At 61.8% G+C, this 25,581-nt stretch carries 11 protein-coding genes and 2 pseudogenes; 12 read left to right on the top strand and 1 reads right to left on the bottom strand.

The features are described 5' to 3' along the window. The 5 genes and pseudogenes from EOS_RS17975 to EOS_RS17960 all read left to right on the top strand — a co-directional run. Nucleotides 1–196, top strand: a pseudogene (locus EOS_RS17975) (hypothetical protein); the annotation flags it as partial. Between the two features lie 195 nt (nt 197–391). Continuing rightward, nucleotides 392–625: a hypothetical protein gene (locus EOS_RS17970; protein ID WP_047848016.1), complete on the top strand. Its 234-nt coding sequence runs from the start codon at nt 392–394 to the stop codon at nt 623–625. A 43-nt stretch (nt 626–668) separates the two neighbouring features. Next, nucleotides 669–968, top strand: a complete 300-nt coding sequence (locus tag EOS_RS49280; RefSeq protein ID WP_053063943.1) for a hypothetical protein — start codon at nt 669–671, stop codon at nt 966–968. A gap of 2 nt (nt 969–970) precedes the next feature. Beyond that, nucleotides 971–1,279, top strand: a pseudogene (locus EOS_RS49275) (S1C family serine protease); the annotation flags it as partial. 14 nt (nt 1,280–1,293) lie between these two features. Next, on the top strand, nt 1,294–2,139 hold the full coding sequence (locus EOS_RS17960; protein ID WP_152693138.1) for a S1 family peptidase: 846 nt from the start codon (nt 1,294–1,296) through the stop codon (nt 2,137–2,139). Nucleotides 2,140–2,207: 68 nt separating this feature from the next. Here the strand turns inward: EOS_RS17960 and EOS_RS17955 are convergent, their stop codons facing one another. Further along, on the bottom strand, nt 2,208–2,807 hold the full coding sequence (locus EOS_RS17955; RefSeq protein WP_047848014.1) for a hypothetical protein: 600 nt from the start codon (nt 2,805–2,807) through the stop codon (nt 2,208–2,210). Between the two features lie 421 nt (nt 2,808–3,228). On the opposite strand from EOS_RS17955, the gene EOS_RS17950 reads away from it, so the two are divergent. From EOS_RS17950 to EOS_RS17920, 7 genes are all read left to right on the top strand, one after another. After that, a complete protein-coding gene (locus EOS_RS17950) occupies nt 3,229–4,050 on the top strand; it encodes an FkbM family methyltransferase (protein WP_047848013.1) in 822 nt (273 codons plus the stop codon). 240 nt (nt 4,051–4,290) lie between these two features. Then, nucleotides 4,291–4,719: a type II secretion system minor pseudopilin GspI gene (gene gspI / locus EOS_RS17945; RefSeq protein WP_082163409.1), complete on the top strand. Its 429-nt coding sequence runs from the start codon at nt 4,291–4,293 to the stop codon at nt 4,717–4,719. Then, complete coding sequence (locus EOS_RS17940; RefSeq protein ID WP_047848011.1) at nt 4,703–5,365, top strand: PulJ/GspJ family protein; 663 nt, start codon at nt 4,703–4,705, stop codon at nt 5,363–5,365. Before gspI ends, EOS_RS17940 begins: the two co-directional genes overlap by 17 nt. Nucleotides 5,366–5,676: 311 nt before the next feature. Continuing rightward, nucleotides 5,677–7,896: a tetratricopeptide repeat protein gene (locus EOS_RS17935; RefSeq protein WP_047848010.1), complete on the top strand. Its 2,220-nt coding sequence runs from the start codon at nt 5,677–5,679 to the stop codon at nt 7,894–7,896. A gap of 108 nt (nt 7,897–8,004) precedes the next feature. Then, entirely contained in the window at nt 8,005–10,248 is a 2,244-nt protein-coding gene (locus EOS_RS17930; protein ID WP_235442865.1) for a tetratricopeptide repeat protein, read from the top strand. A 10-nt stretch (nt 10,249–10,258) separates the two neighbouring features. Further along, on the top strand, nt 10,259–12,544 hold the full coding sequence (locus EOS_RS17925) for a tetratricopeptide repeat protein (protein ID WP_235442864.1): 2,286 nt from the start codon (nt 10,259–10,261) through the stop codon (nt 12,542–12,544). A 217-nt stretch (nt 12,545–12,761) separates the two neighbouring features. Then, on the top strand, nt 12,762–25,538 hold the full coding sequence (locus EOS_RS17920; protein WP_075645366.1) for a filamentous haemagglutinin family protein: 12,777 nt from the start codon (nt 12,762–12,764) through the stop codon (nt 25,536–25,538). Nucleotides 25,539–25,581 lie beyond the last annotated feature (43 nt).

Here is a 25,581-nt window from a genome sequence, read left to right as displayed (position 1 = left end):
GAACGCGCAACTGGCGCCGACGGCGATCGCGGGCGGCGCCGCGTCGCAGACGGCGGCCGAGGCGTTGGCGACCGGTCCGTCAAACCGTGTCGGGACCTTCAATTATTCGGCGGAAAGCAACCGCTTCGGCTCGAACTGGGGCAGGTCGGTGACTCCACAGCGGCCGCCGCCGCTGGTGGTGACGCCGGTACGGTGAATGAGCTGGCTGGATGGTCAGAAATGTGACGCGGTGACGGACAGCCTCCACTGGCAGGCGGGATTGTGCTCGATGGCCGGTTTACCGCCGATGAATTGCGCGCGATCTTGATCTTTGCATGTTTTCTCGGGACGACACGGGTGGTGACACACGCGTGTGTGATCGTGCGCAGTTTGGTGGCAGGGACGTTAGAGCATGACAAAGGTTGTAGCAGATCACGGGCAGTATGTGCTGGGTTGCGAGGCGGTGCCGATGTCCGATGGGCGGTTCAGCGCGATGGTGGCGATTACACGGGCGAAGAACGGGGTGGTCGTGATGAGCCGGCGGTTTCCGGATCCGCAGCGCTTCGAGGATGCGGCGGACGCAGTGGCCCATGCGAAGGCATGGGCGGTCGACTGGCTCGAACAACATGGCACTGCGGGAAGGTGATGGACCCGTCCGGCACCGACGGGCAAGGAGAACTGAAGGCGATATGACGGAAAGGACGTGGGGTATCGGATCGGGCATCAGGGGAGTGGTATGCCGCGCTGCAACTGTCAGTCTGGTCGCCGTGGTGGCAGGGTATGGGCTCGTTCTGCCTGCCATTGCGCAGGAGACGACGCCGGCCGATGCGGCGCAGTTCGCGACACCCCAGTTCACGGTGCCGAACTTCGCGATGCTGGTCAGACGCTATGGCCCGGCGGTGGTGAGCATCAGCGTGACGCGCGAAGTCACGCAGACGGGTATCCAACTGCCGTCCGGCATCGCACCGGGCAATCCGCTCGCGCCGTAATCGGCAACCGCGAGGAAGTGAGCCTGGGGTCGGGCTTCATCGTCAGCGCCGAGGGCATCATCCTGACCAACCGGCATGTGGTCGGCGATGCGAGTGTGGTCGACGTGAAGTTCACGGATAAACGCGAATTCAGGGGCAAGGTGATCGGCAGCGATGTGCTGTCCGACGTTGCTGTCATCAGGATTGACGCGCCGATCAATCCGGGCAATTCGGGTGGGCCGCTCTTTGATATGAACGGCCAGGTGATCGCGATCAACTCGATGACTCATTCGAAGACGGGGGGCTATCAAGGGCTGTCGTCCGCAATCCCGGCCGGAGGGCCGACGTGAAACACACGAAAGCACCTGTTCGCCATGGGTTGATGGCACTCGCTGCTCTTCTCGCCTTCGCGCTGCATTCGCGCAGGCTGCTTCGTCAGGCATTCCTTGCGGCCTGCATGGGCTGCATGGGCGCTTTCTCTATGAGCGTGGTGGCGCAGACGACGCGCGAGCCGGCGATGATCGCATCGTCGATGAGGATCGATGCGTTCGCTTTGGAGGCGAATGCCACGGGCTTTTTCGTGAACGACAGCGGGGATGTGCTGACCGCACGTCATGTGGTTGAGGCGTGCCGGTCGCTTTTCGTGATCAAGGACGCGCGGGTCGCGCGAGCAAGTGTGAAAGCCGTGAGCGCGGACCGGGATCTGGCGGTGATTACCAGCACGATCAGGCCGCTGTTGGCGGCGAGCTTTGCGAAGACGGAGAAAGTGAGTGCGGCACAACCGGTGTTCGTGGCCGGTTACGAAGTGCTGCGACATATGCCGGATCGCGCGACGACGATGTACAACGCGTTCACGCGCAGCCAAGCGCCAGGCAGCAGCGGATCGGATGAACTCACGCTAATGTCGTCCGCGACCAACGGAGCGAGCGGCAGTCCGGTGCTAAACCAGGCGGGACTGGTCGTTGGCGTGGTTACGGATCGCGCTGAGGCGTCGGGAGGCGATGCACGCGCATTCGCGACGCGCACGGATGCAGCGAGCTACGTGATTGCCGTGCGCAACGATCCGATCAGGACTTTCCTCAGGGCAAGCCGTGTGCCGTTCAACGAAACGGATGCGCCCGAGCTCGAGCCGATGCAGGCGCATGCGCCACGCGCGGCGACGCTGGAAGCTGGCGTATTGTGCGGTGGCTGACTCGCATCGAATCGTCCAGAGTTCCTTACCGCGACAAAACCAGCGGATGCGCATGATGACCTGATCGTTCAGCGCAGATCCGGATCCTCGAAGGCGAACCACGCATGTAGCACACTGGCATGCGCGAAGGACAGCACGCCGAAGCCTGCGGTCACGACTCCGCCCCACACCGTCACGGTCGCCGGACTGGCAGAGCCCGTGGCGCCCAGCAGTTCCACAATGATTTGCAAGATACCCGTGCTGCACACTAGCAGCAGGAACAGCGCGCAGCCTGTGAGCATGCTCACGCGGAAGTAGTGCATGGCCAGGCGGGTGCGCCGGATGAAGGGCTGGCGGTGATGGCGCTGGTTGGTCGTTATGATCGCCACCGCGTTGGTGAACGCGACGATAGCCATGGCCGACGCCCAGAATATCGGTTTGTCGCTGTGCATATTGATCATCAGCAGGATGCCGATTACGCAGAACGGCGGCGCGAGCAATGTGGCGGTAACCCATGACAGCAACTGCCACGCCTGCCAGGGCGCGCGCCACTGCAGGGGCGTTACGGCGAGGCCATCGCGATACGAGCCGTTGTAACCACCGGCCGCAGATGTGGCGCGACGTGGGGATTTCGAATGGCCTGTCAGTCGCCCGTTCAGCCACCGGAGCAGCATGGTGCCCTTTGACATGGAATTCCTCGTTTCCGTTGGTGCCTGGCTGGCTTCGGTAGTGCGCTCAGATGATGATTTGCGAAACATCGCAATTTAGGATCGTCGATGGATCTGCGCGCAAAATGTGACGTCCATGTTAACAAGACGAACGGCAAGGCTAAATACCGCATTTTTTCGGCGAAGTGGGGTGTCGCAGATGCGTGGGCGTTCAACGTTTTCGTCGACGATGCAGATCGCTGCCCGCGGCATACATCGAGATGTACCCACCATCGGTCAATAAACGTTCATCGTATTCCCGCGCCAAAAGACTATCGTATTGTGGCGAAAGTCGTGGCGGAGGCTTCCCTCGACATGTCTGGAGCCGGCGTTGTGCCTTAGGTTCTGGGTCCAGGCTTTTATTTTAAATAGAACTACTTCAAGTCCGGAGAGGTGTGAGGCCATGTCATTTCCAAATCGCCCCATTGCATTCGTTCTGACCGCGTCCAACCACGGCAGCATGATCGTGAACCGCAATGACTATCATCTCGTTGACGGAACAAACGGCTATGGCGTCGGGTACCAGATACTGAGTAACTCGTGCTTTGATGAGAGCGAGATTCGCTTCGCATTGATGCTGCTGGACTGCCGTCGAAAACATTTTGGTGATGGCGTAGTCGCCATAGACGGAGGGGCGAACATTGGAGTGCATTCGATCGAATGGGCACGTCACATGTATGGCTGGGGGGCAGTTCTGGGTTTTGAGGCACAGGAGATCGTCTATTACGCCCTGGCCGGAAATGTCGCTGTGAACAACTGTCTGAACGCACGTGTGAAGCTGGCGGCGCTCGGCGAGGTATGCGGCGAGCTGATTGTGCCGCAGCCGGATTACTTCACGCCTTCGAGTTACGGCAGTCTGGAATTGCGCGGCCACGATCGCAACGAATTCATTGGGCAGCGGGTTTCGTACGATGCCGCTTCGGGCAACAAGGTCCCCATGGTCAATCTGGACTCCCTTGGACTCGAACGCCTGGATCTGGTCAAGCTCGATGTGGAAGGCATGGAGCTCGAGGCATTACGCGGCGGCCGCTCTGTGTTGAGCGAGCAGCACCCTGCCATGATCATCGAAGTCATCAAGTCTGATCGCGTCGCGATTGAGGCGTTTCTGACTGCGCTCGACTATCGTATTTTTCCCGCCGGGTTAAATATCCTTGCTCTGCATTCAACGGATCCCACCCTTCAACAGGTCAGCTACCAGAATGGCATGACGATGTTGCACGTCTGATGGGCCACGCAGGAGTTTGGAGCGGCAAGATGGTGCCTACAATCCGACACGCATTCGCCATATGAATGGGATATGGTCAGCCCCGAATGTTATCAATCCCTGTCCATACAGTGGGTAGCGCGCGGCACAGGATCCCGAGGTGGCGATATCCCGGAACCACAGGCTGGTTCCGATCGATGTGCGGCGCGAAGATTCGTAACAGAAACGAATCGAGGCCGAATGGAGCATGGCAAACGAGCGATGCATACGAGACAGAAGGCCAGGTTGTTCCGTGCGCCGCGCTCTGGACGGCGTCGCGGCTACGCGAGCGGCTTTACCCTGATCGAGGTATTGGTTGCGCTTGCTATCGTCGCCATTGCATTAGGAGCAGTGTTGCGCGCGATCGGTTCCCTGGCGTCGGACACCGACGCGGCTCGCGCGCGTCTGCTCGCACTGTGGAGCGCGGATAACGCGCTGAGTGCGATACGCATTTCGGCGACATGGCCGGACGTGGGCCAAAGCACCTTTGCCTGTCCGCAGGGGCAGTACCGCTTCGTGTGCCGAATGAGCGTGAAGGCACTGGCGAGTCCTTTGGTCCGCCAGGTGTCAGTGACTGTGTCCCCTTCGGCTGCGAGCCGGGCGGTGCTCGCGGAGGTCATCACGGTGGTGCAGAATGAAGCAAGACTCTAACGCCCGGTCCGGTGCCCGCGCGGCCGGCTTTACGCTGATCGAGATGCTCGTCGCGATTACGCTGCTCGCGGTGATTGCGCTCCTGTCCTGGCGCGGTCTTGACGCGACCATACGCGGACGCGACGACATCGTCGCGAGTCTGACCCAGACGCGCATGCTGGGCCGGTACTTTTCGCAACTGCAATACGACATGCTCAACCTCGTGACACCCGACGAGGTGAGCGGACCGCCGCTGCGCATCCTGCCCAACGAACTGGTGCTGGTCAGGCACCTGGCTGTCGGCACTGGTCCGACCTGGCTGCAGATAGTGCGCTATCAGCTCAAGGGGCGCAGGCTCATGCGCAGTGCATCGCAGCCACTGTCGACGCTTTCCCAGTTGTCCGACGCGTTGCATCACATGGACGATTTTGCGAGTGTGGTAGCGAATGACGATGTGCGCTCGATGGGCCTTTCGGTGTGGGTGGCGCCGGGAGGCTGGACATCGAATCAGGCCGTAGTCGCCGATGCTTATGCGCGGTTCCTGGCGGAGCACGGCATAAGCAATGTCACCTCGCTTGGGATGCCGCTGCCGCGTGGCATCCGGTTCTCTTTGAGAACCGGCACACCCCCTGGCGATTTTGAACGGATGATTCCAATTGGCCAGTGACCTGGGGAGTCGGCGCGCGGCACCTGGAGCCCGTGACTGTGGGTCTCATCAGTCACTAAATAGCGTCTCCATGGGGCTATCTTGAAGAATTCCCGGGCCGTACGTGCGGCCGGGGCACGACCTGCTTAAACAACCGGTGGCGATTCTGTGCCGGCGCCTTTGCCGGTACGTGAGCCGGCAAAATGGTCCGTAACATTAGTCATACGCTTGTTACCCCTGGTCCGCTAGTCTTACAGCGCAGATCAGCAGGGCGACGGAATGCCCGGGCGGGTCTGTGCCAGCAGTTTTCGCAACAGGACCAGGAGGCGGGCATGGATGTCGGGCACCCGGACAGTACGCGCGCAGGCGCGGCTGCGATCGCAGACTCAGGAAGGCGGCCAGCGAAGGCCAATCTTTCGCGTGCAAAGGACTGGCATGGGGCGGGGCGTTTCGACGACGCAGCACGGGAGTACGAAGCGGTGCTGGCCGAGCGGCCGGATGATGCCGAAGCGTCGCGGTTCTACGGCATCCTCAAATTCCAGCGTGGGGACCTGGCTGAGGCGGAAGCGCTCTTGCGGCGCGCGGTATCACTTGCACCTGACGCCGAGTCGCTGTCGGATCTGGGGGAGATTCTGGCTGCGAACGGCAGCGGTGACCTCGCGCTGGAACAGTTCGATGCCGCGCTGCGACTGGACCCGAATTACGCGAGTACGCTGGTTCGTCAGGGCAACGCGCTGACTGGGATGCGCAGATACGAAGCGGCGCTCGCTGCGTATGACCAAGCACTTAAGGTATCTCCGCTGCTGGCCGATGCGCTCTGTAACCGGGGTACTGCATTGCGCGCCCTGGGACGACAGCAGGAGGCGCGGGAAACCTATGAGCGCGCGCTGACCGTCAATCCCCGCTCATTTGAATCGTATTACAACCTTGGGAACGTACTGCGCGATCTGCAACGGTATGCGGAAGCGCTGCAGAACTATGAGCGTGCGCTTGCCATCGTGCCGAACCAGCCAGAGATCCTGTCGGTTCGGGGTCGCACGCTCATTGATCTGGGACGTCCGAAGGAAGCGCTCGCGAGCTTTAACGAAGCTATCGCCACGAAGCCGGATCACGTGGAGGCGGTCTACAACAGCGCGGTGGCGCTTGAACGGCTTGGGCGAGGCGAAGAAGCTATACAGCGCTGCGATCGCGTGCTGGCGCTGGAGCCGGGTCATGCGAAGGCGTATGCCACCCGGGGAAATGCGCTGCTTCATCAGGATCGTCACGAAGATGCGCTGGCCGATTACACGCGCTCGCTGGAGCTTGAACCCGGCGCCGCGGACGTGCTGTGCAATCAGGGAACCACATTGCGTCAGCTTAAGCGCCACGAGGCAGCGTTGCAGAGCTATGACGCAGCGCTCGCGGCAAGCGCTGATTTTCCGGAGGCGTGGTGCAATCGGGGGAGCGTGCTGCAGGACATGCATCGTTACGGGGACGCGCTGGTTGCGTTCGACCGGGCGCTCGCCATCAACCCGAAGTACGCTCTGGCGTGGTTCAATCGAGGCAACGCACTCTTCGATACGCTCAGATTCGATGAAGCGCTTCAAGCCTATGACCAGGCTATCGACACCGATCCGAATTACGTCGATGCGCATTTTGCGCAGGGTTTCATCCATCTGCATCGAGGTGACTTCGCTCGCGGATGGCCGAAATATGAATGGCGTCTGCGTGATCCGAAGTCCGAACACAGCAGACGGTACTTCGCACAACCTAGATGGTCCGGCGAAGAATCGCTCGATGGGCGCACGATCCTGATTTACGCAGAGCAGGGCTTTGGCGATACGGTGCAGTTCTGCCGGTATGTGCAACGCCTGCTCGATTTGGGCGCCCGTGTCGTGTTGCAAGTGCAGCCGGCACTCCGGTCTCTTATGGCGACGCTGCGCGGTCCGGTGCAGGTGGTCGCGACTGGCGAGCCGTTGCCTGCTTTCGACTACCAGTGTCCGCTGCTCAGCTTGCCGTTGGCCTTCCAGACAGATCTGTCAAACATTCCCAACCAGACACCATACCTTCATGCGGACGCGCAACTGGTGGAAAAGTGGGAAGGAATCCTCGGCCCGAAGCAGCGGTCGCGTATCGGCCTTGCATGGTCGGGTAATCCGGAACATCGCAATGACCGCAAGCGCTCGCTCGATCTGACGACGCTTATGCCTTTGCTCGAACTGGATGTCGAATGGGTCAGCCTCCAGAAAGTGGTTCGTGAAAGCGACATGGGTGTTCTCGAGCAATCCCCGATTCTCAACTTTGACGCGGACATTCGAGACTTTTCGGACACGGCGGCGCTTATTCACTCGCTCGACCTGGTCATTGCAGTCGATACGGCTGTTGCCCATCTGGCAGGCGCGCTTGGCCATCCCGTCTGGGTCCTGTTGCCGCATCTGGCGGAATGGCGCTGGATGAGCGAGCGGGAAGACAGTCCTTGGTATCCGGACGCGCGACTATTCCAGCAGGCGGCTCCGGGCGGGTGGCCAGGGGTAATCGATGCCGTGCGAGAGGCGATCGTCGGCCTGGCATAGGTCGCGCGTGCGCAGGTGCAGACCGGCTCGAACTTAATCGAGGACGTACGGCGTCCCGGGAGATAACGAACGATGGTGTCGGAAGCGGAAAGGGGAGCCAGGGGCGGGGTGCGTTTACCGCCTGCATCGGGACAGGCAGGGGTGGCGTCGGCTTCGCGGAATGTTTCGGCACCTGTCGAAGACACACTGCGACGTGCACGTATCTCGCATGAGCGGGGCGCGCTCGATGATGCCGAACGGGGCTATCGAGATGTTCTGAAGATCGATCCCGACCATGCCGAGGCATTGCACATGCTGGGCCTGCTGCATTTTCAGGGCGGTCGGATGAATGAGGCCGATACGCTATTAAAGCGTTCCATCGAGCGGATGCCGTCGGCGCTTGCACTGGCTAATCACGCGTCGGTATTAATTGGTCTCGATCATCGGGATGCGGCTCTTGATCGTCTGGACAGGGCGCTTTCGCTCAATCCGTCGCATTTGCGTTCACTGCTTTTGCGTGCAGGCGTGCTTGCGGATCTGGGGCGATATGTTGAGGCTGTGACGGCTTATGACTGCCTGCTCGAGATTGCGCCGACCTTCGTTGACGGATTGTGTCGGCGCGGTGCTGTGCTCCGGGTACTAGGGCGTCACATGGACGCACTGGTCTCCAGCGATCGTGCATTGTCGGTCGATGGTCGGTCATTCGATGCTCACCGTCTGCGCGCTCACGTACTGCGCGATCTGGGCCGTCTGGAGGAGGCACTTGAAAGCTACGGGCGCGCGCTGGCGATTGTGCCTAATAACGCAGAGGCGCTCCTCATGCAGGGCTTGACACTAGCGGACCTCGGGCGCCTGGAGCAAGCGCTGGCGAGTTTGAGCGATGCCATAGCGGGTCAGCCGGATTTTATCGATGCACTCTACAACAGCGCCGTCATGCTTGAGCGTCTTGAACGTTTTGAGCAGGCGCTTGCGCGCTGCGACCGGGTGCTCTCGCTGGATGCCGGGCATGCTGGTGCACTGGGTAACCGCGGCAATGCGTTGTACGGTCTTGGACGATTTGCGGACGCGCTGGAAAGCTATGACACATCCTTGCGTGTGGCGCCCGATTCCCTCGAGGTGCTGTGCAACCGTGCCCGGGTGCTGACACATCTGAGACGGGAGCAGGAGGCATTGGAGAGCTGTGACCGCGCCATCACACTTCGCCCGGGCTACGGTCCTGCCTGGTTCATACGTGGCCGGATTCTGCAGCGGTTGCACCGGTATGAAGAGGCACTCGCCAGTCATGATCGGGTGACCGAGATCGATCCGTCCGACAGGCTTGCCCTGTTTCAACGCGGCAATACCTTGCGCTCGATGATGCGCCACGACGAAGCCCTTGCGGCTTACGACCGGGTGCTCGCATTCGATCCAGAGAACATCGCCACGCGCTTTACCAAGGCTTTCGTCTATCTCCAGACTGGCGATTTCGAGCGCGGATGGGCCGAATATGAGTGGCGCTGGCGCGAAGCGCAGGTCGGCAATTTCAAGCGGGCATTCGCGCAGCCGTTGTGGCTCGGAGAAGAGTCGATCGAGGGCAGGACGATTCTGCTGCATGCCGAGCAGGGCCTGGGCGATACCCTGCAATTCTGCCGCTACGTGAAATTTGTGAAGGCGCGCGGCGCGCGCGTCATCCTCGAAGTGCAGGCCGCGTTGAAGTCGCTAATGGAAGAGGTAGAGGGTGTCGATCAGGTGGTCGGCTATGGCGAGCCGTTACCGCCCTTCGACGTTCACTGTCCGTTATTGAGTCTGCCGCTCGTGTTCCGCACCGATCTGGCTTCGATTCCATCAGGTGTGCCATACGTGCGGGCAAATCCCGGGCAGGTTGCAAAGTGGCAAACCAGACTGGGCACTCGGATCAAGCCGAGGATCGGCATCGCGTGGTCGGGTAATCCGAATCATCTGGATGACCATAACCGCTCGATTCCGCTTGAGCATCTGTTGCTACTCCTGTCGGATGAAGTCGAGTGGGTCAGCATTCAGAAGGTGGTACGCGACGAGGAGCAACCGCTTCTTGAAACGTCCTGCATCCGGCAATTTGGCGACGTGATCGGAGATTTCGCGGATACCGCTGCGCTCGTCGAGTGCCTGGACTGCGTCGTGAGCGTGGATACGTCGGTCGCCCACCTGGCGGGGGCGCTGGCCAGACCGTTGTGGATGCTGCTGCCGTACCTGCCCGACTGGCGCTGGTTACTCGATCGCGAGGACAACCCCTGGTATCCGACGGCTCGGCTTTTCAGGCAGCCGCATGCGGGGGACTGGGCAGGCGTTTTCCAGCGGATCAGGGCCGCCTTGCCGTCCATCGCACAGGTGCACTCCGCTGCGCTGCCGACCTGACGGGAAAGCCATGGGACACGACAAGGGGCGGGACACGCGGACGGAAGAGGTGCCAGCGAGTATGGCGGGCGAGCGGGCGGCTGTGCTGAATGCCGCGATCAGGAGTTCGCTGCAAAAGGGGCGCGCGTTACATGAGCGTGGCCAACCTGGCGAAGCGCAGCGGTTGTATCGGGGCGTGCTGGCGATCGATCCCGACAATGCGGAAGCGCTGCTTCTGCTGGGTTCAGCTTGCGACCAGTGCGGCGACACCGTTCAGGCCGAACGGTTGTTTGCCCGTGCGTTGCGATTTGAACAACGCTACGCGTGGGCGTTTGCCAATCACGGTTCGGTACTGGTCAAGCTGGGGCGGCACGAAGCGGCCCTTGCGCCGTTGCAAGAGGCGTTAAAGCTGGATGCGCGGTATGCGCCCGCGCACGTCGGCCACGGCAATGCGTTGCTTGGACTTGAACGCCACGCTGAGGCGCAAGCGGCCTACGAGCGTGCATTGGCGATCATGCCAGGGTTCGCGGAGGCGTGGAGCAACCGCGGCAATGCCCTGCGTGCGCTCGGGCGTCCAGCGGATGCGCTGATCAGTTTCGATCAGGCACTGGCACTCGCGCCGCACGACTACGCCGTGCATACCAATCGTGGCCATGCGCTGCGAGATCTCGGATGTCCCGAGGAAGCGCTGCGCAGCTACCGGCTAGCGCTCGTCGTCCGCCCGCGAGTGCCTGAGCTACTGGCGCAGTGCGGGACCATGCTGCTTGCATTGGGACGTGACGCAGAGGCGCTGGCCTGTTACGACCAGACGCTTGAGATCAACCCCGACGACATCGATGTGCTTTACAAGAGCTGTGTTGCCCTCGATCTGCTGCACGGGTATGACGAACTGCTCGCGCGTAGCGACCGGATACTGGCGCGTATGCCAGACCACGCGGCAGCGTGGCTGGGTCGAGGCAACGCGTTGCAGGGATTGCGGCGGCACGCGGAAGCGGCCGAGGCTTACGCCGAAGCGCTTGCCCGCGCCCCAGCCTTGCATGTCGCATTGAGTAATCAGGGTGTTGCCTTGCGCATGCTGGAACGCTACTCGGAGGCACTGGAGAGTTATGACGATGCGCTTCAGTCAATGGGACCGAATGCCCAATTGCTGGTCAGCCAGGGGCACACGCTTCAGCAACTGGGCCGCTACGACGACGCGCTGGCGAGCTACGAAGCGGCGATTGCGGTCGAACCCGTCGATGCAGCCGGCTGGGCATTGCGTGGCGGTGCACTGCAGCAACTGTTGCGCTTTGACGAGGCGCTGGACTGCTACCGCGAGATGCAGATGATTGCGCCCTCCAAGGTCGACGCGCATCACGAGGAAGCGTACTGTCGACTGCTGATTGGGGACTTCGCCGAGGGCTGGAAAAAATACGAATATCGCTGGGTGGATGCAGACGCTGCGCGTTCCCGTCGGCATGCTGATCGTCCGTTCTGGACCGGTCGTGAGTCAATTGCCGGAAAGGTGATTCTGCTGCATTCGGAACAGGGTTACGGTGACACCCTGCAGTTTTGCCGTTACGCGAGTCTGGTCGAAGCGCGGGGGGCAACGGTGGTGCTGGAAGTGCCACGCGCCCTGAAAGATCTGCTGTCGTCGCTTCGCGGCGTACATCATCTCGTTGCAATAGGCGAACTCTTGCCGGCCTTTGATCTGCAGTGCTCGTTGCTGAGCCTACCGCTCGCCTTTGGTACGGATCTGGATTCTATTCCCGCGCAGGTGCCGTATCTGCGTGCGGACATCACGCGCCTGCGCAAGTGGGAGCAGCGGCTGGATGAGAAAGCTCATCCAGGGAAACTCAGGGTCGGTCTCGCCTGGTCGGGCAATCCTACGCATAACAACGACCTGAACCGCTCGATTGCGCTGGCCACACTCGCGCCGCTGTATTCCCGGGGCGCCTCGTTTGTCAGTCTGCACCAGCATGTCCGTGAGCGGGATGCGTCCGCGCTTGCCCAGAGCGGCATCATCCATTTCGGAGCCGATCTGGAGGACTTCGCAGACACGGCGGCGCTGATCAGGAACCTCGACGTGGTGATCTCGGTGGATACGTCTGTGGTGCACCTGGCCGGAGCGCTTGGCAAGCCGGTATGGGTGTTGTTGCCGCGTGTGCCTGACTGGCGATGGCTGCTGGAACGGGAAGACAGTCCATGGTATCCGAATGCCCGCCTTTTCCGTCAGCACAAGCCGGGCGACTGGGCCACCGTCGTCGAAAAAGTAGCGCATGCATTGACGCAACGTATTGAAGCAAACACCGCTAAGGACGACGTGGCAAGCCTTTGAGCCTGATTGACGTGAATGTCGAGCCGGTTGCAAAAGGTACGTACCTTCTTGGGCGACGAAATGGTGGGTAACAGTGGAAATACGATTGCCACGACAGGTCCGTAACTTCTGGTGGATTAAAGACCCGTTGGGTTGATATCGGGGAATTGCATTGTCGTACGCGCGTTTGACGTGTCGGTGATGCGTCATCATATTTTTGTGTTCGGGGTAGTCGACAATGGCAGCACGTGTGCGCGTAAAACAGAATTCTCTCCACTCGTCGACGGTCCTGCGATCGAATCTTCGGCCGCTGTGCCAGGCGGTTGCGCTAGTAATCGGAGCGGTAGCTGCAGGGAATGCGCAGGCGGGTGCTATCAACCTGGGTCATGTCACCGCGCAAACGGCCGGTGGCGGTGGTGCGGCGGGTGTGCCGGGGATGCCGAGCCTGGGGGTGTCTCCGCAGCAGGCATTGCAGGCGAGCCAGCCGTCGATCCGCAATCTGGGCCGGGCGGCCCAGGGGATTGCCGCGCAGCTCGCGGCACAGCAGGCGGCGGCTGCTGCGGCAGCCGCGACCTCATCGAACGTACCGAACGGGTTGGCAGCAGGCGGGCTGCAGGTCGCGCCAGGTGTGAGCTTCGATTCTAACGGTGTGCCGACCAGCGCGACCTCCAATCCGGCCAATCCGGTGCTGTGGATCAACGCGAACGGGCCGACGCAGTCAGTAGACAGCAGCGGGCACGTGAATGTAGGCATCGTCCAGACCGGCCAGAACTCGGTGCTGACGTGGCAGACGATGAACGTCGGCAAACAGACGACGCTGAATTTTGACCAGTCAGGCGGCGCACAGACGAACGGCGCGAACAACTGGGTTGTGCTCAACCGGATCATGGATCCGAGTGGGGCGCCTAGCCAGATTCTGGGCAATGTGAAGGCGCAGGGCTCGGTGTACGTGATCAACCGCAACGGCATCCTGTTCGGCGCGGGCTCGCAGGTGAACGTGCATTCACTGGTCGCGTCGTCGCTTGATTTCCTGAACACCACCGATTTCCAGACAGGCAATACGACGGTCACTGCGAATCTGGTCCAGGGCCCTGCGGACATTGCTGCGAGCAACCAGCTGTTCCTGGGCACGCAAGGTGGTCTGGCGGGGCTCGAGGCGGGCCAGACCCAGGTCATCTCCAAGGTTGGCAACCCCAACGAAGTATTGGGCCTGGGCAACCAGGTCAACGTGAACTCGGCGAGCCAGTATCAGGCGCCGGGCGACATCACAATCGCGCCGGGTGCGTCGATCTCCACCCAGACCACCGGAACAGTCAGCGATGGCGGTTTCGTGCTGGTGGCGGCCACGAACGTGAACAACGGCGGGAACATTACGGCCACGGCGGGCCAGGTTGTGCTTGCCGCAGGCGTGGGCGTGAGCCTGAGCCCGAATCCGTCGAATCCGCAGGTGCTACTGCCCGAACTGAGTGGTCAACTGGTGACGGGCAGTGGCGCAAGCCAGAGAGATATCACGCCGGCGGGCACGTTGATCAATACGGGCATCGTCCAGGCAGCGAGGGGTAACGTCAATCTGCTGGGCAGCACGGTGGCGCAGAACGGGGTGGTGGGGGTGACCACGAGCGTGAATACGCCAGGCACCATCACGATTTCGACGGTCGATGAGTACTTCGCGAACACCCCCACCGGCACGGCGTATTCCGCATTCAAGAATCCCATATCGCAAGGTTTGGGTGGGGCGAATGACACGCACCGCGCGGGACTGCTCACCTTCGGACCCGATTCGGTAACGACCGTGATGGCGGACACCGATGGCCAGACGGCGACGTCAGCTCCTGGCACGACCTTCACGCCGGGCAGCATCACCATGACGGCGGGCTCGGTCTGGTTTCAGGGCGGGTCGCTGATTGAGGCACCGGGCTCGCAGGTGTCGGTCGCAGCACTGACGCCGTCTGCGGCGCTTGATGCGACGCCGCCGGGCGATACGGCGGTGCCGGGTCGCATCTACCTCGACACGGGCGCGACGATCGACGTATCGGGGCTGGCGAATGTCGAATTGCCGATCTCCAGTACGCTGGTGACGGTTCCGCGCATCGGCCAGAACGAACTGGCTGACTCGCCGCTGCTGCGCAACGGCTTCCTGTTCGGCCTCACGAACGTCGTATTCGATAGCACGCTCACCGGCACGAACGCCAATGGGCTGCAATGGGTTGGCAGCCCGATCCTGAATCTCGCCGGTTATGTGAGCCTGATCCCGCGCACGGTCGACCAACTGCTCACCAACGGCGGCACGATCACGCTGGCGGGCAACCAGGTGATGACGGCCACCGGTTCGTCGATGAACCTGAACGGCGGCTACGTTCACTATGACGGCGGGACCGTCAATACGACACGCCTCGTTGACGCGAATGGCGTGGTTGTTCCTATCGGGCAGGCGAATCCAAACGACACGTATGTGGGCGTTGCCGGACAGTTCGTCGAGAGCCACCCGCGCTGGGGGATCACGAAGACGTGGTTCAACCCGCTCTTAACCGGAGGGGTGGTTGAACCCGACTACATCGTTGGAGGCAATGCAGGCACGCTAAACCTGTTTGCGACGCAGGCGATGGTGCTGGATGGCGACATCACTGCGCAGGCGTTCGGTGGATCGAAGCAGGTGCAGGGCAACAGCCAGCCTGTGGGCGGCACGTTCTCGCTCGGGAGTAATCCTGCGCTCACCCAGGGCCTCAATACGTCGACGAGCGGCGAATCGGGCCTCGTGATCCTGCAGGACAGCGCGCCGCAACTGGGCAACCTGTTGCCGGGCTTTTCGATCGGCACGCCGCTCGATATGACGGCGATGAGCACGCTTGCGGGCACGGATCCGAATAACATTCTCGCCACCACGGTGGTGCCGGTCAATACGCTCAATGCCGGCGGGTTCGCGAAGCTTAACGTTACCGAAGACACGCAGATCGGCACGGGCTTTGTGGTCGCACAAGGCACGCAGCTGAAGCTGCAGCCGGGCGGTTCCATCACATTGAGTGGTCCGCTTCTCACCGGAAACACGGTCGTGGGGGGCTCGCTGATCGCGCCGTCCGGCACGGTGTCGATCTCGAACGGCGGCAACATTGCGGTCAGCCCAAATGCGCAGATCAGCGTCGCCGGCCAGTGGGTGAACAACGACACGCAGACCACTGCGGGTACGACGCCAGGCGATAGTCAGTTCATCAACGGCGGTGCTGTCACGCTGTCGGCGGGAGGCAGCATTGATTTGCAGTCGGGCAGCGTGATCGACGTATCGGGCGGCGGCGAAATGCTGGCCAATGGCCAGCTGCTGATGAGCAATGGCATTCCTGCCGGCAAAGGCGGTAGCCTGTCGCTGATCACCTACGCCAACCATGCGGGCTTCCCGGACCAGTTGCCCACCGACGACCATCTCACGATGGATGGCACGATCCGAAGTTTCGGCTTCGCGGGTGGCGGAACACTGACGCTTCAGGTAACGGGATTCCAGATCGGCGGCGATCCGGCGTCAGCGCCGTCGTGGGCGATGACCTTGCCGACGGACTTCTTCGCGCAGCAGGGCTTCGGCAACTACGTGTTGAACGCACTGTTTGACGCGACCGTGGCACCCGGCGCGACAGTCACCCTGACCCAGCAGAACCTGATTCCGGACGTACCGGCGCTGCAACAGGCCTCGAGCGGCGCGGACCTCGCGGCCGGCAACCTTACTAGTGTGGGGACGATCGACCCGTACCACCGCCAGGCGACGAACCTTGTGATCACGGCGGGCGGCTATCTGGCATGGGCGCGGGCCGACCAGAATCACAGCCAGCAGCCGATTCGCGGCTATCCTGGCGTGACGGGCGGCGTGACTGTCGAGCAGGGCGCGTCGATCGTCGGCGATGCGGGCGCGAACATCGGACTGGGCTCGCCCGCGCAGGTGACGGTGCTCGGTTCGATCGTTGCACCGGGTGGCTCGATCACGCTAAGCGCAGACAATGGTGGACGCTACGCTCAGAGCGGCCAGTACGACGGAGCCGAGGGCACGTTCACCAGCGCGAGCAAATCGGTATGGCTGGGACCCGATGCGGTGCTCGATGTGGCGGGCGTGGCCCTGACCAATCCGCTGGCCGCGCCGGTCAGGAGCGGCTTGACCACCTTCACCCCGAACACGGGCAAGGTACTGCCCGGCGGCTCGGTGACGATCTCCGACGACTCGGGCTATGTGGTCGCACAGGCGGGTTCGCGCATCGACGTGTCGGGTACCTCGGCGAACTTCGACCAGTTGCAGGCCAACGGCGGGTACGCGTCGCAGCCGGTGTGGAGCGACGCAGGCTCGATCACGCTGGCGGCTTCGAGTGGTCTGTTCTTCGACGGTACGCTCAGGGCGCAACCGGGCGGCGCGCAGGCGCAGGGCGGCACGCTATCGATCGTGCCTGATGCGACCGCCGTGTCCAATGCGGTCGAGGTGGGTGGCGTTACGACCTCCCTTCCCGGCGCGACGGTGTTGATCCTGCAGCAGAGCGGTAATCTGGTGCCGGTGGGCTTGTCGCCCGGGCAGGATATTCTTGCTGTTGCCGGTGCACCATCCTACAACAGCACCACCACGCTCACGACAAACCAACCAACCGGCGTGCTGCAGTTTGCGGCGGACCGGCTGAGCGGATCGGGCATCTTCACGCTGGTGTTGGGCGACAGTGCCGTGACGACAAACACGATTGTTCCGGTGGCCTTCGCCGGCAACGTCGACCTGACGTTGTCCCAAGCGGTGCAGATTCATACGGACCGGATCGTGGCGCTGAGCGGTGACCAGGTCAATACGCTCAAGGTCGGGACAACGGATCAGTTGGGACATGCTGCGATCGTCACGGTCGGTACGCTGCTGAACAATGAATTGACGGCGCAGGCGCCCACGACGATTGGCTCGACGGTGACGATCAACGCGCCCTATGTGGCGATCGCTGGTCCCGCTCAGGCCGGGTTGACTCCGGTTGCTGCGGCGTCCAATGCGACGCTGAATGTGAACGCGTCGTTCATTGATCTTGAGAACCAGGTCCAGTTGAACAACTTCGGGCAGGCGAATTTCACGAGCAGCGGCGATATCCGTCTCAGCTCGACGAATGCCTCTACGACTTCGATCGGCACGCTGGTGCCCGGCGAACTGTTCACGCCGGGCAACATGACATTCAGCGCGGCCGACCTCTATCCGTCCACGGGCAGTACCTTCATTCTCGACGCAGTCGGCCCCACCGGTTCGACGAACGGCCAGCCCGCACCGACGACGATCACGTTTCAGTCAAACGGCGCATCGGGCGTGCCGCTGTCGGCAGGCGGCACGCTGCTCATCGACGCGACGGACATCGTGCAGGCGGGTGTCGTGCGTGCGCCCTCGGGCAGCCTGGTCTTCGGGGTGGGCGATCCGACCAGTTCCACGACAAAGGCACAGTTCAACAAGTTGCCGCTGGTCGCGACGAACTCGGTCTCGTTTGCCAATGGCAGCGTGACCTCGGTATCCAATGAAGGCGCAGTGATTCCGTATGGCACCACCGTCGACGGTGTCGAGTGGCAGTTCAATCCGGTCGTTGGAGGTGCACAGCCGGATGTGACGTCTCCGCCGTCGAAGTTCATCGGCGTCAACGGCAGCAGCGTGGCGCTCAACCCGGGGGCGAAGATCGACCTGTCCGGGGGCGGTAACCTGCAGGCCGAGGAGTGGGTGGCAGGCACCGGCGGTACGCGCGATGTGCTCTCGCAATACAACGCGAGCTTCGCGGCAAACCCGAGCGGCGTCGCAGTGCCGGTGAACGTGGGAGCGGGCAACGTCTACGCCATCCTGCCGGGAGCACAGTCGCCCGTGGCAGCTTACGATCCCGTGTTCGCGCAGACGCTGCAACCGTCGGTCAACGGGAACGGAACTGCGGGGACTAGCACGCTGAGCTCCGGCGTCGGTCAGGCGTCGCTCACGGACGCGATAGGCCAGGCGGTCTACCTGTCGGGCGTGCCCGGGCTGGCCGCTGGCGTCTATACCTTGCTACCGGGCAAATATGCGACGCTGCCGGGTGCCTTCAGGGTCACCGTGTCGAACACCACAGGCGCGGTCGCGCCAGGCGCAAGCCAGACGCTGCCGGACGGCACCGTGGTGACGGCCGGGTACTTCGCCAATGCGCTGGGCGGCAGCCGCAGCGCGACGCCGACGCTCTTTAACGTCCAGTCAGGCCCGGTGTGGCAGCAGTATTCGCAGTACACGCTGACGGGCGCCAATGCCTTTTTCCCGAAACTGGCGACCAGTGCGGGTAACGTCACGCCACCGTTGCCCGTGGACGGCGGCCAACTGGTGCTTGCCGCAACGAACGCACTCACGCTCGGCGCCACGCTGAACACTGCAGCGGGCACGGGTGGCGCACCTGCTGAAGTCGACATCGCGTCGCAGGACATCCAGATTACCGGTGGCGGCGCAGCGGGTGGCTCAGCAGCCTTGCCGGGCTACCTGCAGATCGGTGCGGGCGCACTCGATTCCCTCAACGCCGGCAGCCTGCTGATCGGTGGCACGCGCACGGCGACGACGAGTGGCGTCACGATCAATCCGATTGCGAACAGCGTAGTCGTCTCCAACGACGCGGGCAGTGCGTTGACGGGACCGGAGATCCTCCTGGTGACGAAAACGGATGCGACCGGCGCTGACGCGAACGCAGTCAATGGCTTGCGGATCGATGCCGGCAGCGTGATCACGGCCACGGGCAGCTATCCGGGCGCGAAGGACCTGCCCATCACGATCGGCCAACTGGCGAACGCCACAACCAATGCCCTAGCGATTTCAGGCGATGGCGCACTGCTGCGCGTGTCCAACGGTGCACCGATCACGGTGACGCGACTCGATACGACGGGCACCGGCTTGCTCACGGTCGGCGCAGGCGCGGCGCTCACGGGCGGTCAGGCGCTCACGCTGGATTCGTCGGGCAACCTCAAGGTCGATCCCAGCGTGACGCTGTCAGCGAAGAGCATCACGGCGGACGGCTCTGCGATCACCTTCACGAACGAAACCGGGACGGCCGCAGCAAATCTGCCTGGGTTCGTGATCGGCAGCGCGACACTGGCGCAACTGGGCAACGCGCAGCAGGTGACGCTGCGCAGCACCGGGGCGATCGGCTTTGTCGGCGACGTTAACGCGACGTTCGGCAACAGCGTGGACCTGAGCGCGGGGACCTTCACGAGCGACGGCGGGGCGGTGACGCTGAACGCGCAGCAGATCGCATTCACGAACGAAACAGGCGCGCCTGCACTGGCAGGAACATCCGGGTCTGGCACGCTGACGGTCAATGCGAAGGAGATCGACCTCGGCACGGGCAGCAAGACGGTAAGTGGCTTCGGCGCGGTGACGATGAACGCGACGGGCGGCATCGTCGGACAGAACACGGGCACGTTCGACTTCGGTGCGCTGCCGGTCACGCTCAATGCACCGGTGTTCGTGGCCGATACCAGTTCGGCCTCCACCGTGACGACGAGCGGGGTGCTGAGTCTTAATAATGCAATGGGCACAGCACTGACGCTCAAGCCGGTCGGCGGCGCATGGAGCTTCGCAGGCGGCACGATCAACGACAACGCAACGATCAGTGCGCCCGCGGGCAATGTGAGTCTGGACGCGACGACTGGCAACCTGACCATCGGCAATGGCGCGACCGTCAGTTCGGCAGGCGTGTCGAAACAGTTCTTCGACACCACGCAATATGCGCCGGCCGGTTCGATCACGCTCACCGCCGATACGGGCACGGTGGACGTGCAGGCGGGCTCGACGCTGGACTTCTCGGGCGCAAGCGGTGGTGGTGCGGCGGGTAGCCTGACGCTGTCGGCCCCACAGCAGGTGGTGAACCTGAACGGCGCGCTCAAGGGCGGTGCGGCAACAGGCTTTGCGGGCGGTTCGTTCTCGCTGAACACGGGTGGCGCGGCAAATCTCGACAGCCTGGCGAGCACGCTGACGTCGGGGGGCGTGAACGAGTCGATCACAATCCAGACGAAGGCGGGCAACCTGACACTTTCGGCGGGCAACACGCTGACGGCGCACACGGTCTCGCTGACGGCCGATGCCGGCACGGGCGGGCAAGACCCGGCGAACGGCAATGTGAGCGTGATCGGCACGATCAACGCTTCGGGTAACGCGGGCGGAGAGATTGATCTGTATGGCAGGAACGGCGTCGATGTGGAGGGCTCGCTGGTCGCAAAAGGATCAAGTGCGACCCAGCGAGGCGGCACGGTCAACATCGGCACGACCGGCAGTCCGGATACGGTGGGCGGTGTGGTGCAACTGGATCCGACCTACGGCTACGAGAACATGTCGAAGACCGGTTCGGGGGTGATCACGGTCGGCGCGAATGCGCTGATCGACGTGTCGGGCGGGACGGCAGGCGGATTATCGGGCGGCACGGTGAGCTTCCGCGCACCGGTGCTGCACGACCATACGGTGAACGTGACAATCAGGCCGGGTGCGACGATTACCGGGGCACGCGCAGTCAACCTGGAAGCGTATGCGGTATGGAGCACGACGGACCCGGGCAGTGGGCCGAAGCACTTCGATGGCATCGTCGATCCGGCAGGCTGGTATGGCAGCAACGGTAATCTCGTGGCCGGAACCTTTACAGTCCAGAGTAATGCCAGTACCCCACCGACGTTTACATTTGCGCCCGATGGCACGGGCGGTGGGACACTGACGAGCAGCGCAACCGGCATCACGACTACGGTGACGCAGGATCAACTCGAGAACGGGGATGCGGCCATCGGCTTTGGCGGATTAACCAGCGACTTTTTTACGCCAGCTTCAACGGCGGTCAACGCGGATCACCAGCTGTTTTACCGTGAGCAGACTACGACTAATAGCGACGGGAGTACGACAACGACGCCCGGCACGCTGATGGGCTTCGTCCAGCATGGACTGGATGGTGTCGCCAACCAGTTCGCAGGCACATCTATTATCAATTTCCACGTGGTGCCGGGGATCGAACTGGATAACCCGAGTCCGGCAATCAACAATGGGAACATCTCGATCCTGACCAACTGGAATCTCGGCGCGGGCACCTCGCCGACGGATCTAGCGTTCCGGTTCAACGGGCAGGCACCTGATATCACGTTCCGGGCCGAAAACAACGTCAAGGTGAATGCAAGCCTGACGGACGGGTTCTTCCAGATCGCCAATCCCACTGGAAGTGTTGCAACAATTCCAGTGCCGGCGGGGTCCTATTACAACACCGCGTACGCCGAGTTCAACAGCACACTGCTTGGAAGCGGTGCTCCCCTCAGTTACTACGTTCCCGCACATGGTTACAACCTGGGTATTACGGCGCCGCAAAATTTTACTGTCACGCCGGCTAATGCGCAGGAAGTCGCGCAGTATGAAGGGCAGTACAACGCCTATTTCCAGTTTCTTGCACATCTAATACCGGTCAACGGAGCTGAGGCTGCCTTTCTGATGGCGTCGCAGTTTAACAGTGCGACGCCAGTAGCAGGTCAACCGGCCTTCTCCGTTGCGCCACCAACAGCAACCCAGGCTGCATCAGATGCCACACTATATTTAAAGTATCTGGCGGATTATGGAACGGTTTTTAATCAGTTGTTGACTACCTTCCAAAACACTGGTGTGCCAGGCCACCTTTCGATGTTACAACCACCGCCAGCTGTGCTTGGCCCTTTAATTACGACATCGACGATCACAAATGGTACGGTCGCAACGGACAATTCACCGTCACCGGTCGCCGTTGCCGGTAACGCGCTACCGTTGTTGTCTGCTTCGTTGGCTGGCGGGACGAGTTCGTCGTTTCGAATCGTTGCAGGCGCGGATGTATCGAGTTCCAACCCGTTAGCTGTGCAAGCGGCCTCGCTGTTTTCCACATCGTCCGGGATGCCTTTGGCTGGCGGAGGGAGCGTGACCTTGGACGGGTATTTCGGCTACAGCAATGCAAATAACCCGACCGGCACGAACAATCTGACATTGCTAGCTCCAACGATGATTCGCACGGGTACCGGATCAATAGATATTGCAGCCGGGAACAGTTTCGCCCTATTTGACGCGGAAGAAGCGAAAAAAAATCCAGCACAGACCGTCGTGCCTGGGGTCGTTTACACGGCAGGTATGTCAGCGACGGGCGCTCCAGCCGTAGGTAGTACGGCGACGATCGTGGCCGGAAATGCGTCTCAAGGCAACCCGGACATTCTGGTTTCTCCCGTCGTCAATCCGGACTCGGCCGGTGACATTACCATTCGTGCGCAAGGCAACATCACCGGCTTGGAAAACGTGATCGATACGACCGGCGCGGTAAGCGGCCAGGCTAGTGCGAACATCGGTCAGTTCTGGTGGCAATGGATGCAAATTACCGCTAGTCCTACGGCGTCGGCAAACAGCGGTTCAATGTCTTATGTACCGCTTACCCGTACGTCGATTAACTTCGGGGCGTTTGACCAGGGGGTGATGAGCGTCGGCGGCAACGTCTCGGTGAGTGCGGGCGGCAACATTTCGGATCTGGCTGTGTCGTTGCCGACGACCTGGTACATGGACAGCAGCAATTCGCCAGTGACCGTCGGTGGTGGCAATCTCTCGGTGCACGCGGGGGGCAACATTCTGAGCGGTGACTACTTTGTGGCGAAGGGCACCGGGACGATCAATGCCGGTGGGCAGATTGCACCCGATTTCCAGTATCAGGGCGGGCCCGTCGCCACGCTGCTTGCGATGCAGGATGGAGTGCTAAATGTCAGCGCCAGACAGGGTGCAGATATCGGGGGCGTGTTTGATCCGTCTTACGTTCAAAGCAGCACGCTACTTAACACGTACCATTCGTATGCCGACGGGCAAGGGTACTCGTCGACTTCCGCAGTGAACGTTTCGGCGTCGACGGGCGATGTTGTTCTGGGCTCGCTGCGTTCCATTGCCCTGATTGGCGGTGGTGCCAGCAGTATCCAACCAGGTGCGGTCGATCTATCATCCATATTGCCGGCATCGGTGAATCTGACAGCTTTCACCGGTGGTATCACGGTAGCGTCGAGCGGCGAGCTCTACCCTTCGGCATCCGGAAGTTTGAATCTCATAGCGGATCAATCGATTAATTTCTCCAGCCTGAACGGACTGGCTTCCAGCGTACAGGGTGGCGAACCCGTGTTCGGTATGCTCGACGAAGATCCGTCATCGATGCCATCGCCGAAGAATCCTCATGTGGATGTTCCTTTCGCCGATGCAGGTACCTTGGCCGCTCATGCCCAAAGTGCGCTGCACGCGAATGATACGGCTCCGGCGCGAATCTACAGTCTGGATGGCAGCATCGTTAACGGTATTCTTGAACCAGCCGGTGCGGGGAATGCAGGCTTCTACGACAATCTGATCACGCTCAGCATTGACAAACCTGCACTGGTCCAGGCCGGACAGGATATTGTGAATCTCGCGTTCCAGGGGCAGAACCTGCGTGGTGCAGATGTTACCCGCATCATCGCGGGGCGTGACATCTACGACACGCCACTGGCACGAAACCAGCCGGTGATACCAGCGTTGCAGCTTGGTGGTCCCGGCACCTTTGACGTCGAAGCGGGGCGAAATATCGGGCCACTGACCAGCCAGGCGAACGCGTTTGCGGCTTTGGGTCCCGCTTATCCGGTCAACACCGGCGTAGTCACCGGTATTGATGCGGTGGGCAACGCCAACAACCCGAACCTGCCGCATGAAAGCGCGAACGTGCAGGTGCTGTTCGGCGTGGGTCCGGGCATCAACGATGCCGCTTTCATCTCGGCCTATATTGATCCGGCCAGTACGGTGTCGGGTATCCCGAGTGCCACGCCGGCGCTGATTGCTTTTATGGAACAGTACGATGCTGGGCAGGTCGTCGATACGGGCCTCGCGGCAGACAAGGCCGCCGCGCAAAACAGTGTGGGCACGTTGACGGCCGCAGTGGCCTGGTCGCAGTTCAAGGCACTGCCTGGCTATGTGCAGCAACTGTTTGCAGAGCAGGTTCTCTTTAGCGTGCTGACCGCCGTCGGGCAAGACTTCAACAATCCGTCGAGTCCGTTCTTTTCGCAGTACGCGCGAGGGTATCAGGCGATCAATACGCTCTTCCCCGCATCGCTGGGCTATACGGCTAACAGCCTGGGCGGCGGAGTGAACGGTGCGAGCCAGCCGGTCAACACCGGCAACCTCGATATCCGCAGCACGACGATCCAGACCCAGCAGGGCGGTAATGTCGCCATCCTGGGGCCAGGCGGACAGGCACTCATCGGCAGCACCTCGGCGCCGCCGGCGATCGTCAACGGCGGCGGCCAGGTAGTGGCTGGTCCCGGTACCCAGGGCATCCTGACGCTGGAGAAGGGCGACATCAATATCTTCACGGACCAGAGTGTGCTGCTCGCGCAAAGCCGGATCTTCACCGAGCAGGGCGGCAACATGACGATCTGGAGCTCGAATGGCGACATCAACGCCGGCAAGGGTTCGAAATCGGTTGCCGATACACCGGCGCCGAATTACGTGTGCGATGCAAACCACTACTGCACGGTCGATGCCCGCGGTGAAGTGAGCGGTGCGGGGATCGGTATCTTGCAGACGATCCCGGGCGCACCGACTGGAGATGCAAACCTGATTGCACCACGCGGCACCGTTGACGCGGGTGATGCCGGTATCCGCGTGTCGGGAAACCTGAACGTCGCGGCGCTGCATGTGGCGAACGTCGACAATATCCAGGTGCAGGGGAAGTCGACGGGCATTCCGGTGGTGCAGGCCGTGAACACTGGGGCGCTGACGGCAGCGAGTTCGGCCGCGTCAGCGGCAAGCCAGATGGCGCAGGACATCGCAAGGAACAATGCATCGGGTGTGGGACAGCGGCGCTGGACCATCACGGTAGAAGTTGAAGGATTCGGGGATGCAGGCGGTGACGAAGTTCGCAAAAAGCGAAAAACGGATCAGGTGGGCTACGATTCCTCAAGTGCTGTTTCTATCCTGGGGTTCGGTGACACGATCGGCCAGACGCAGCGGAGCGTTCTGAGCAAAGAGGAACAGCAGCGGTTGGGCAAGATCTAGGAGAAACGCTATGTCTGTCAATGAAGGGAAAGGGTCGGTGAGA

The sequence above is a fragment of the Caballeronia mineralivorans PML1(12) genome, assembly GCF_001028175.1.
Taxonomy (GTDB): Bacteria; Pseudomonadota; Gammaproteobacteria; order Burkholderiales; family Burkholderiaceae; genus Caballeronia; species Caballeronia mineralivorans.
This window is presented reverse-complemented; position numbering and strand designations above follow the sequence as displayed.